The sequence below is a fragment of the Peribacillus simplex genome (assembly GCF_900156045.1).
In the GTDB taxonomy this organism is placed as follows: domain Bacteria; phylum Bacillota; class Bacilli; order Bacillales; family DSM-1321; genus Peribacillus; species Peribacillus simplex_D.
The window spans coordinates 302,367-314,347 of sequence record NZ_FTMX01000004.1; the positions used below are offsets into that span (position 1 = coordinate 302,367).

Here is an 11,981-nt window from a genome sequence, read left to right on the forward strand (position 1 = left end):
TTGTGGGGGGAAGTTGAATGGAAGAACAAAAATATAATGACCTCAAATTAGGCGAACGTGGTGCAATCATTAGTATCATTGCTTATATTTGTCTATCAATCATGAAACTTGTTATAGGATACATAAGCGACTCAGCGGCCTTGAAAGCGGATGGTTTGAACAACACGACTGATATTATCGCGTCCATTGCCGTGCTGATCGGTTTAAGGCTAGCTCAAAGACCCCCCGATAAAGATCATGGTTATGGTCATTGGAAAAGTGAAACGATTGCTTCGATGGTAGCTTCATTCATCATGTTTGCTGTTGGTGTACAAGTTTTAATAGATGCAGTTGCTTCCATGCTTAAAGGTGGAAAGGAATCACCTGATATTATTGCAGGGTATGTAGGTGTTTTATCAGCAATAGCCATGTATTTTGTATACCGATATAATAAAAAGCTTGCTATAAAAATTAATAGTAAAGCCGTTATGGCAGCTTCAAAAGATAATATTTCCGATGCTTGGGTAAGTATCGGAACAGCTATTGGGATTTTCGGTTCCCAATTGAATATGCCTTGGCTTGATTCACTTACTGCCATCATAGTTGGATTATTGATATGCAAAACAGCCTGGGATATTTTCATTCAAGCCTCGCATGAACTTTCTGATGGATTTGATGAAAATAAAATTCATCTATATAAGGATGTAATTACAAATGTTGATGGAGTCAAGGGGATAAAGGAAATTAAAGGGAGAAATTACGGGAATAATGAAGTGATTGATGTTGTCATCCTTGTCAATTCTACCCTGGATATTAAAGAAGCACATGATATAGCGACCCATGTAGAGAAAGTGATGATGAAAGATCATGGAGTGTATGATGTTCATGTCCATGTTGAGCCCAATTAATTCTCTCTCTTGAGCATTAATAAAAAGGGAATAATATGGCTTTACAAACATATGAATAATATGCAATCATTAATTCATTACATTGGAAGGAAAAGGTACCTTATACAATGAAGCAGTAATCTTATCAAATAAACAGTAAATCTAAATCTATATCAATGGGTGTAATCGGTTAGATATGTTCAATGAAAATACGCGTCACTTTTTTTGCTTACCGGATTTATTGGTGAGTAAAGTGAATCACTATTCCATTTGAACAAGAATCTTTTGAGATACCCTTGTGAGATTTTTAATGATTATGTTTAGAGATGGGATTCGTCTGTTCGTTTATAGGTACTAATTCATATACAACTGCTTTATCTGTTATCAAATCAGATGGGGTATATTTGGTTTATGTATATTAATTTAGTAACAGGCGATCTCTCTCTAGAAAAATAGAGGGGGATTTTTCATGTTATTTTTAAAAGCGAATGATTTAAAGAAAAGTTACGGGAACCGTAAAGTTCTTTCCGTTGACTCACTTCATCTTTACAGCCATGACCGTGTTGGTTTGGTTGGCAGGAATGGAGAAGGTAAAACGACCTTGCTTTCTATTCTAGCGGGCGTGAGGGAACCCGATACCGGTCATATAGAAAGCTATGGAACAGTCAGCTATATCCCGCAAATTGAAGAAAATGAACAAGAAATAAGCGGGGAGTTAACGAGCATATGGAAACTGCCCAATGAGAATCAAGAAATCATAAGCGGCGGCGAGCGTACTCGAAGGAAAATCGCCGCAGCTCTGTCCTCCAATGCGGATGTATTGATTGCGGATGAACCTACCAGTCATTTGGATATATCTGGAATTGAACAATTGGAAAAGGATTTAAAGTCTTTTAATGGCGCTATTTTGCTTACTTCACATGATAAAGCTTTCTTAAATCATCTGTGTACAACAATATGGGAAGTCGAGCAAGGCAAGGTAACTGTATATGAAGGGAATTACGAAGCGTATATCAAACAAAAGCAAGCAAAAACAGAAAAGGAAAATAAGCAATATGAAGAGTATACCCGTGAAAAGAATCGGTTGAAACAGGCTGCACAAAACCTTCAAGCCAAATCTGATTCAATCAGGAAAGCCCCTAAACGAATGGGCAATTCAGAAGCAAGGCTCCATAAACGGAGCTCCGGGAAACAGAAGGCGAAATTGAACCGTTCTGCTGAAGCGATTGAAACCAGAATCGAAAAATTAGCAAAAAAAGAAAAACCGAGGGAAGATTCCCCTATAATCTTTGATATTTCAGAATTTCCATCTTTGCATAGCAAAAGGGTCATTCGATTTAATGGCTGTTCCCTGAAAGTCGGGTCAAGAATGCTGAAACAACATATTTTTGGAGATGTCCCGCTAGCTTGCCGACTCGCCATCAATGGTCAAAATGGTTCAGGAAAAACGACATTATTGAAAAAGATAGTGGAACGGCACCGAGATTTATATGTCGCGAAGCCAGCAAAAATTGGATTTTTTGCCCAACAACAAGAAAATTTGAATGAAAGTAAAACGATACTTGAAAATATATTGGAGGACAGTCCCTACAATAAAGCCTTTATTCGTACACTATTATCCCGATTAGCTTTTAAAGGAAATGATGTTCACAAACAAGTATCACTTTTAAGCGGTGGGGAAAGAGTCAGGGCTTCTCTGGCAAAAGTTTTTTTGGGAAACTATAATGTACTGGTTTTGGATGAACCTACAAATTACCTGGATATTCAAACTAAAGAGGCTTTAACCGAGGTGTTAAAAGCATATCCAGGTACCATCGTTTTTGTAACTCATGATCGTTCATTGATCCAATCGCTTGCAACACACTCCCTTTCATTTGAAGATGAACCTCCGAGAGTATGTGCTATCAATCAGAAATCAACTAAATCGGCTGCGCTTGAAGACGGTCATCAAGATAAACAGGCTGAACTTCTTATGGTTGAAGTGCAACTCATCGAGACACTTGGGAAGCTGTCCAGTGTTATGAAGGAAGAGGAAAAAGCGGAATTGGATAGGGAATACCTCCAACTCTTGAACAAGAAAAAGGAGCTTGAGGGTTAAGTGCCATCCATTATTAAAGGCCCTTCTTAATCGAGAGGGGCCCTATTGATGGATAAAGAGCGGTTAAAGTAGGGGATGATAAAATAGCTATAAAATGGATTAGTCCTAATTAGTCTTGATCGGTATAGGAAATAAAAGGAGATTTTATCAAATGGCAGTTTTTTCGACGTGACAATTTCGATGACGCTGTATGGGGGAAGGGGGAAATTACGATTAAAATCAGTAATCCGTATCCACAGATAGGCTTGTGATCAAAACAACTGAAGAAAACCAATACATAGAGGAATAGAGGTCCTTGCTCAAACCTCAGTAATTTGAGGTAGAACCTTCACTTGGTCTTTTTGAACGGCGATTATTTACACCTATCAAAAAAAGGAATGCTAATTATTGAAGCATTCCAATGCATTCAGATTTTTTAATCTGGTATGAACTAAAAGCGTTGGTAACCAATAGAGGGTGAAAGTAAGTAAGAAGGAGGTCAATCATGAAACCGCGTATTACTGTCATAACATTGGGTGTGGATGATTTGGAAAAATCGTTGAAATTCTATCGGGATGGCCTGGGATTTCAAACAGAAGGAATAGTGGGCAAAGAATTTGAGCATGGAGCTGTTGCCTTTTTCGACCTGCAAGAAGGCTTAAAGCTTGCCATATGGAATCGAAGGGATATAGCTCATGAGGCCAAGGTTCCTTTGTCTCCGACAAGTCCTACTGAATTTACCCTTGGTCACAATGTAGGTAGTAAAGAGGAAGTGGATATTGTGTTGGAAAAAGCAAAAAAAGCTGGAGCGATCGTAACTGATCCGGCACATGTCACTTTCTGGGGAGGATACTCTGCACACTTTCAAGACCCTGATGGACACCTTTGGGAAATCGTTTGGAATCCGCAGTGGGACATCATTTAATCATGAATGTGATTCATATCAAGTTGATATCACTGAATGGAATCATGTTTAGAAAGCATCCTCATCACCTCAAGTTTTAATATTTCTAAAAAGACTCTAGGCAAAAGGATTCTATCTAAAGGTTAAAACAAAGTTGATTGGAACGGAAGGTACGAGACTCTGCGGGAACAGCGTGTCTACGGGAGACCCCACAGGCGAAAGCTGAGGAGGCTCCAGGACCGCCCGCGGAAAGCGAGTGCCTGGAGTGGAAAGCAACGTCCAAATTGTACAAGCCATAAAAAACTGTAGGTAAACTAGATTTTCATCGAGTTTGCCTACAGTATGAAACAAGCACTTAACCTAAGGGTTAAGTGCTTGTTTTTTATTAATGAATTCTCTACTTTTTGCAATACTTTCTTTATTCTTTTCTATCGCTTCGTTATTACTGTATTTCACCTGATTAACGGTCTCATTATCTTCCATGTATTCAAGCAACAAATCTACAGCTTTATCCATCAGTCTTTCGATGGGGATATTTCTTTCTTCAGCCAGATTAGCGAGTCTATTAGTCAAGTACGGATTGAGGGTAATGTTTATTGGTTTTCTCGTTTCAGAATTAATAAGTCGTTCCACCTACAATCTTTTTATCTATCATATACCTTTAATTGAAGTTAAACAAATATGTGTAGGGAAATGTAGACAAGAATTTTACACGCCTATGATTTCAAAGTCTGCAACACAAACCATATTTTCAATAAAAATATTGACATAATCAATATAACGTTATAATGTTTATTTATTGAAATTGTTTGTTTTTTCAGACTTTTATTCAAAAGGGGGAAAGGTTATTGAATAATTTTATGGGTTTACTCGAAATGAAAGTGCTTCCAGTTGCAAACAAGATTGGTTCACAAAGACATCTGCTGGCAATCAGGCACGGTGTTCTAGCAACACTTCCATTGACGATCATTGGATCATTCTTTGTTATTTTGTTGAATTTTCCAATTGATGGATATGATGAATGGATTGCACCTTATCGTGCTGCTTTGGATGTTCCGTTTCGGTTTACAGTGGGAGCAATGGCATTATATGCAGCTTTCGGGGTTGGTTCAGCGCTTGCTGGCCATTATAAATTAGATCAGCTCAGTGCAGGCCTTCTATCAGTCCTAGCTTTCCTGATTACATGTGTTGTGCCTACCCAAGTCATGGAATCCGTTCCAGGGGTGATAGAAGCGGGTCGCTGGTTACCTATCAGCTCTTTGAGCGCAGCGTCATTATTCGGAGCAATCGTAACGTCGCTGATTTCCGTTGAAATTTTTCATTTTTTAATTAAACGCGATATAAAAATCAAATTACCGGAAAGCGTTCCGCCAATGGTTTCCAATTCCTTTGCGGCCCTTATTCCAACATTGGTCGTGGTCCTTCTTTTCTGGGGCATTCGTTATGGTTTAGGCTTTGACATTAATTCGATCATCACCACTTTGGTGTCTCCTCTCAAAAATTTATTGGTTGGCAATAGTTTAATAGGTGGTCTGCTTACAGTCTTTCTCATCGTTTTCTTTTGGTCGCTGGGCATTCATGGACCGGCAATATTAGGTCCGATCATAAGGCCGATGTGGGATTCGGCGATTCTCGAAAATATGGATGCATTTGCAAGAACGGGTAATGCGGCGAATCTGCCCAACTTATTTACCGAACAGTTCATTCAATGGTTCGTATGGATTGGAGGGGCAGGATCGACTTTATCGCTTGTTGTACTGTTCTTATTTTCAAAATCGAAGTATTTGAAAGAACTGGGTAAACTGTCATTTGTTCCAGGGATTTTTAATATTAACGAACCAATCATTTTTGGAGCGCCGATTGTCATGAACCCCATTTTAATGGTTCCGTTCATTGTTGCTCCCTTGGTAAATGTCATAGTTTCCTATACTTTCTTTCAATTAGGGTTGATACCGATGATAATGGCTAAGCTGCCGTTTACGGTCTTTAGTCCAATTGCGGCTGTCATCAGTACAAATTGGACGATCATGGCCGGGGTACTGGTTTTGTTGAATTTCGTCATCTCATTAATGATCTACTTTCCATTTTTCAAGATGTTCGAGAAGCAGCATTTACGTGATGAAAATAAAATAGAAGCCGGACCTGAAGATAAAAAGGCGGGCATTAAATATGCTTGAAATAATTTTCGCAACCCTATCATTTGTAGGGGCCCAAATCATTTTTTCCCGTACCGCTCTAGGTGAGAAATTAACACCCTGGAAATCAGTCGGCCTGTCCATTGTAATCATTGGCTTTTCAATCATTCTGTTTAGCGCAATGGGATCGACTTATTATTTAATTGTCATTGTACCGACGGTCATTTGTTCTGTAATGGTATCCTCACGATACCGTGATTATTTAATGGATTTACAGGCCAGGAGGGCCCAATGGAAAGAAAGCAAGTAAGGAGGAATAATAGGTCATGAGAAGATTGGGTATTTCAATTTATCCGGAACACTCTACACCGGAAAAAGACAAGGAATATATTAAACTGGCCCATGGTTATGGTTTTGAACGAATTTTCACATGTTTATTATCGGTTTCAAAACCTTATGAAATTGTCATGGAAGAATATAAAAATATTATTTCTTATGCGAAAACATTACATATGGAAGTCATTCTTGATGTTGCTCCAGCTGTTTTCGACAAGTTTGATATCAGTTATGACGATTTGAGTTTTTTCGCAGAAATGGGAGCGGACGGTGTTCGTCTAGACCTTGGGTTCGATGGCTTGAAAGAAGCTAAAATGACATATAATCCTTATGGATTGAAAATCGAATTGAATATGAGTAATGATGTTGATTATTTATTGAATATTCTGACTCATCAAGGGAATAAAAATCAAATGATTGGCTGTCATAATTTCTATCCCCAAAAATTCACAGGTCTCCCTTACGACTTCTTTATTTCCTGCAGTAAACGTTTTAAAGAACATGGCATTCGTACAGCTGCATTTGTTACTTCGAAAACTGGTGATATAGGTCCTTGGAGTATTAATGATGGATTATGCACATTAGAACAGCACCGTGAACTTTCAATTGATGTACAAGCCAAGCATCTATGGGCAACTGGTTTAATTGATGATGTCATCATCGGGAATGCTTACGCGAGTGAAGAGGAATTAAGAATGCTGGGATCATTGCAGCGTGACATGATCGAACTGAAGGTGGAACTCCATTCAGATGCGACACCAATTGAGAAAAAGGTTGTATTGGATGAATTACACCTTCGCCGTGGCGATATCAGTGAATATATGGTCCGTTCAGTGGAGGTCAGGAAAAAATATGCGAATGAAGACTTTGCAATCCGGGAAAGTGTCCCACAGCGAAAAGGGTCCGTTTTCATCGGAAATGATTCTTTTGGTAAGTACAAAGGGGAACTTCAAGTCATTTTAAGGGATATGCCATTGGATGAACGAAAAAATGCAGTCGCCCATGTTGTAAAAGAGGAACATTTTTTAATGGATTATATTAGGCCATGGGGCACATTTAAATTGGTTAAATAACTTGTACCTAATTTTTAAGGAGGAATACAGAATGAATATACTATTATGCTGTTCTGCAGGAATGTCCACTAGTCTATTGGTCAATAAGATGGAGAAAGCGGCGGCGGAAGAAGGATTGAGCGTGAAAATACAGGCTGTTGCCACAACGGAAGTAAGAAACCATATTGACGACGTGGATGTTATTCTTTTAGGCCCTCAAGTTCGTTATTTACTTAATGATATAAAGAAAATAGGGGATGAAAAAGGAGTACCGGTAGATACGATAAATCCAATGCATTATGGATCATGTAATGGAAAGGAAGTATTGCGTACGGCCCTCCAATTAATTTCAAAATAAAATACTATCAAAAGGGGTGTTAATATGGCGAAAACGAAAGAGGATCTATCTGAATTATCATTTCAATTAATTCTTCATAGCGGGAATGCCCGCAGTTGTGCAATGGAAGCCATCGCCTTGCAAAAACAAGGTAAATCAGGCGAAGCCCAGGATAAATTAAAGGAAGCGGAACATGAGTTTGTTGCTGCACATAAAATCCAAACCGCATTGATTCAACAAGAAGTGAGCGGTGAGAAATTCGAAATTCCAATGCTCCTGATCCATGCTCAAGATCACCTGATGACCTCCATGACAACAAAAGATTTAGCGATGGAAATCGTGGAATTACACGAGAAAATACAAAGGAACCAATGAAGTGATTCATGCTGATGGATTCCTTTTAAGAGGCTGCTGCGGCAGCCTCTTTCTTATGGAACAAAGGGGTGAAATTACATGACAAGGCGGCGATGCATTTCTTTAGCATAGGTTCATGAATTTATGCTCGGGATATAAGGGTCACTCAAGATTAGGAATCTCCGAAATTTTAAATTATACTAATAATGATACTGCCTTGAACTAACGAAGGATGATCATGAAAAGCAGAACAAACAACTGATTAGCAAGATTAATCATGTTATAAAAGGGGAGAATAACATGCAAAGAGTCAATCTAACTGAAGATTTTAGTCTTTCACGCATTGTACACGGTATGTGGAGATTGGCAGATTGGAGATTTTCTACAGATGAAATCCTAGCTCTTATTGAACATGGGGTGGATCGGGGCATCACTACATATGATCACGCCGATATATATGGCAGCTATACGTGTGAGGAGATTTTTGGGAAAGCACTTGCATTAAAGCCATCTTTACGCGATAAAATGGAAATCGTTACGAAATGCGGCATAGTTCTTCAATCAGAAAACCGTCCATCACATAAAAGTCACCATTATGACACTAGTAAACCCCATATAATAAAGTCTGTTGAACAATCTCTAATGAATCTTAAAACGGATTATATTGATTTATTGCTTATCCATCGTCCGGATCCCCTGATGGACCCGGCGGAAACGGCTGAAGCGTTTAATCAATTAAAAGAATCAGGAAAGGTCCGTAACTTTGGAGTATCGAACTTCAAAAAAACGCAATGGGATATGCTTCAATCTTATCTTGAATATCCCCTTGTGACGAATCAACTGGAGCTTTCTGCATATAATCTTGAAAACTTCGAGGACGGAACCGTTAATCTATGTCAACAAACGGGCGTGGCTCCTATGGCATGGTCACCTCTTGCAGGAGGAAGCATCTTTGAGGAATCGAATGAAAAGGCTGCCCGGTTAAGAAAAATGTTAGAAATCGTAAAAGAAGAAATCGGTGCTAACGGAATAGATGAAGTGATGTATGCATGGCTATTGAGACATCCTGCAAAAATCATTCCGATTGTTGGATCCGGTAAGAAAGAACGACTGGACAGCGCAATTGATTCACTAAACCTAAGCATGGAAAAAGAGCAATGGTTCAATATTTTAACCAGCTCGATGGGACATGATATCCCGTAATGAAATGATATCCCGTAATGAAATGTACCGTTGAACAAGAAACCTTAATGGGGACCTCCGTGAAGAGGTTCCCATTCTTAAATTGCAAGAGATGGACTTTCACTTTTCAAACCATGATTTTTGTGAATTTTTTTAGTACTAATAAGATTCTGCCGTATAATAAAAATACTATTTCATTTCGAGGTGAAACAACATGAAAATCGGGGTAATAGGCTCAAAGTATTTTTTGGAATCCATATCAATCCACTTTCCCATGTTTCCTGAGGTACAATTCATTTCCTTTCAATATGACATGCCGGAAGAAAGCAGTCTATTAATAGAAAATGCGGGAAAACAAACCGATCTAGTACTGTTTTCAGGTTCCATACCTTTTTATTACGGATACGAAAAAGTTAAAAGGGGTTTATTGGAAGCTATTTATGTCCCATTTGATGAATTGACAGTTGCGCTTTCGTTGTTATCGATTTCTCATAGGGAACAGGTTACTATAAATCAAATCTCAATAGATTTACCGGACAGAAAAAGGTTAATGAATGTATTGGAAGAATCGGAAATTGTTGAAGAATTCCTTTGTGTGAAAGATTATCCTTGGATATACAAGAGGGAAGAAAGTATCCAGACACTAAATATAGCCGAATTCGTTCAATTCCATAGCAACCTGCATAAAGAAGGAAAAACACATATCGCATTAACGAGCATACATGCTGTATATCATGAGCTTCAAAGACTGTCCATTCCTTCCAGATTTATGGTCCAGCCCAAACACACCTTAGTAGACAGTCTTACAAGAGCTATCTCCTTATTAAAACTAAAGAAAACGAAAGAATCCCAGATTGCTGTCATTTCCATTCAAGATTATCAACAAAACGCTAATGAAAGTGAAAGATTATTAAATTTTTTACAGAAATTGAGTAAGAGATTACAGGCTCGTGTTTCACTTGAATACTGTAATCCACATTTGATTTATACGACACGCGGTGCATTGCAGGCATTTGAATCAGGTATATATGATGAAATTATCGTACAAATGGAACAAGAATTTCAATCCCTCTTCCAAATTGGCATTGGATATGGATATACGATTCAAGAGGCGGAAAAACATTCGGCTCAGGCACTATTTTTCACCAATAAATTTCTTAGGAACAAAACGGTAGTTTGCTTGGTGGATGAAGATCAAAAACTCAAGGGACCATTATTTGAAGGGAATCACCAAGTGGAATTGAAAAATGAAGATGAAGCCATTCAAAAATTAGCCAGTGAACTAAAAATGAGTGCAAAAAATATAAAAATGATTCATCAGTTTATTTCGATAAACCATTTTCGAGCTTTTTCTGCAGCAGAGCTGGAGGAATACATGAGTTGTACCAGACGATCGGCAGAAAGATTCGTAAAAAGACTTACTGAAGGAGGCTGTCTAACCAGAGTTGGAGAGGAACATCCATATGGGCAAGGAAGACCCCGCAATTTATATGTACCTGAGGAAAAATTCAAGAAAATTAACGGAAATTAAAATTTTCAGACTTTACAGAAAAAGGAGGTTGGTATATATTGTTTTTATTAACGACATATAACGACAACGGAAGGGGAGGTTAGTTTTGTTTATTGAACGTATTGAAATTCATGCCGTTCATTTGCCATTAAAAGAGCCATTTGTCATTTCCTATGAAACATACAAGCATATGCCATCTATTATCGTAAAATTAATAGCAGATAACGGTCTGGTGGGGTATGGTGAGGCAGTGCCTGATGAACATGTAACCGGGGAAACGTTTTTTGCGACATTCGAAGTACTAAAGCATGTCCTTTTACCTGCTATAAAGCAGGAAAACCCATTTAATTTAGAAAAGATTCACGATATCATGAATTCCGCCATCATTGGAAACCCCTCAGCAAAAGCGGCCATTGATATAGCCTGCCATGACCTGATGGGGAAAAGCGCAAAATTACCGATTTATGATTTACTGGGCGGGAAATTCCATGAATCCCTCTCTTTCGCCAAGGTATTGAGTATAGACGAACCGGGGATCATGGCTGAAAAAGCGCAGGAAGCTCTCAATCAAGGATATAGTTCTTTAAAACTTAAAGTTGGCTGGGATATTGAGTCAGATATAGAACGGATTGCTGCTGTCCGACAAAAGGTCGGGAAGAAGATTCCGATTCGGGTCGATGCAAATCAAGGGTGGGGGACATTTGCCAACGCACTTCCGGCAGTGAAGGCTCTGGAACCATTAAACCTTTCATGGTTGGAACAGCCGATTAGAATGGGGGATATAGACGGTCTTGCTGAACTAAAGGGAAAAACGACCATTCCACTTATGGCTGATGAAAGCATCCATAACGGAACCCATCTACTCGAAATCATTAAAAAGAATGCAGTGGATAAAATCAATATTAAACTAATGAAATGCGGCGGAATCTATCAGGCTATTCAATTGGCAAAGACAGCAGAGGCTGCAGGAATCAGCTGCCAAATCGGTTCCATGGTGGAGTCTTCCATCGGATCTGCAGCTGGGTACCATACGGCCATTTCACGAAAGAATATTACCAGTACTGAATTGACGGGCCCGCTTCTATTCAGTCTCGATATTGGGAATCTTGATTACGAAATTCCATATGTCCATCTTACAAAAGAACCTGGGCTTGGAATCGTAATTAACGAGGAAGTTCTTGAGCAATTAACGATAAAAAAAGAGCTGGTTTAATCATAAGCCGTACAG

General features: G+C 38.8%; 12 protein-coding genes. 11 read left to right on the forward strand and 1 reads right to left on the reverse strand.

The window, feature by feature from the left end; genetic code table 11:
* Positions 1-17 precede the first annotated feature (17 nt).
* The 3 genes from BW986_RS15705 (at position 18) to BW986_RS15715 (ending at position 3,868) form a co-directional block, all read left to right on the forward strand.
* Complete coding sequence (locus tag BW986_RS15705) at positions 18-887, forward strand: cation diffusion facilitator family transporter (RefSeq protein WP_076368802.1); 870 nt, start codon at positions 18-20, stop codon at positions 885-887.
* A 448-nt stretch (positions 888-1,335) separates the two neighbouring features.
* On the forward strand, positions 1,336-2,964 hold the full coding sequence (abc-f, locus tag BW986_RS15710; protein WP_076368803.1) for a ribosomal protection-like ABC-F family protein: 1,629 nt from the start codon (positions 1,336-1,338) through the stop codon (positions 2,962-2,964).
* 484 nt (positions 2,965-3,448) lie between these two features.
* On the forward strand, positions 3,449-3,868 hold the full coding sequence (locus tag BW986_RS15715; RefSeq protein WP_076368804.1) for a VOC family protein: 420 nt from the start codon (positions 3,449-3,451) through the stop codon (positions 3,866-3,868).
* Between the two features lie 339 nt (positions 3,869-4,207).
* Here BW986_RS15715 and BW986_RS15720 read toward each other — a convergent pair whose 3' ends face one another.
* On the reverse strand, positions 4,208-4,480 hold the full coding sequence (locus BW986_RS15720) for a ribbon-helix-helix domain-containing protein (protein ID WP_076368805.1): 273 nt from the start codon (positions 4,478-4,480) through the stop codon (positions 4,208-4,210).
* 215 nt (positions 4,481-4,695) lie between these two features.
* Between BW986_RS15720 and BW986_RS15725 the strand changes: the two genes are divergently transcribed.
* The 8 genes from BW986_RS15725 to BW986_RS15760 all read left to right on the forward strand — a co-directional run bounded on the left by BW986_RS15725 (position 4,696) and on the right by BW986_RS15760 (position 11,966).
* Positions 4,696-6,024: a PTS sugar transporter subunit IIC gene (locus BW986_RS15725; protein ID WP_076368806.1), complete on the forward strand. Its 1,329-nt coding sequence runs from the start codon at positions 4,696-4,698 to the stop codon at positions 6,022-6,024.
* The gene (locus BW986_RS15730; RefSeq protein ID WP_076368807.1) at positions 6,017-6,292 is read left to right on the forward strand and encodes a hypothetical protein; all 276 of its coding nucleotides are present in this window, start codon (positions 6,017-6,019) and stop codon (positions 6,290-6,292) included. Before BW986_RS15725 ends, BW986_RS15730 begins: the two co-directional genes overlap by 8 nt.
* 16 nt (positions 6,293-6,308) lie before the next feature.
* Positions 6,309-7,391: a DUF871 domain-containing protein gene (locus BW986_RS15735; protein WP_076368808.1), complete on the forward strand. Its 1,083-nt coding sequence runs from the start codon at positions 6,309-6,311 to the stop codon at positions 7,389-7,391.
* Between the two features lie 31 nt (positions 7,392-7,422).
* Positions 7,423-7,728: a PTS sugar transporter subunit IIB gene (locus tag BW986_RS15740; RefSeq protein WP_076368809.1), complete on the forward strand. Its 306-nt coding sequence runs from the start codon at positions 7,423-7,425 to the stop codon at positions 7,726-7,728.
* A gap of 24 nt (positions 7,729-7,752) precedes the next feature.
* On the forward strand, positions 7,753-8,082 hold the full coding sequence (locus tag BW986_RS15745; protein WP_076368810.1) for a PTS lactose/cellobiose transporter subunit IIA: 330 nt from the start codon (positions 7,753-7,755) through the stop codon (positions 8,080-8,082).
* A gap of 279 nt (positions 8,083-8,361) precedes the next feature.
* Complete coding sequence (locus BW986_RS15750; protein WP_076368811.1) at positions 8,362-9,264, forward strand: aldo/keto reductase; 903 nt, start codon at positions 8,362-8,364, stop codon at positions 9,262-9,264.
* A 193-nt stretch (positions 9,265-9,457) separates the two neighbouring features.
* Positions 9,458-10,774 (forward strand): hypothetical protein, encoded by a 1,317-nt coding sequence (locus tag BW986_RS15755; protein WP_076368812.1) that lies wholly within the window; start codon positions 9,458-9,460, stop codon positions 10,772-10,774.
* A gap of 85 nt (positions 10,775-10,859) precedes the next feature.
* A complete protein-coding gene (locus BW986_RS15760) occupies positions 10,860-11,966 on the forward strand; it encodes a mandelate racemase/muconate lactonizing enzyme family protein (protein ID WP_076368813.1) in 1,107 nt (368 codons plus the stop codon).
* The last annotated feature ends 15 nt before the right edge of the window (positions 11,967-11,981 follow it).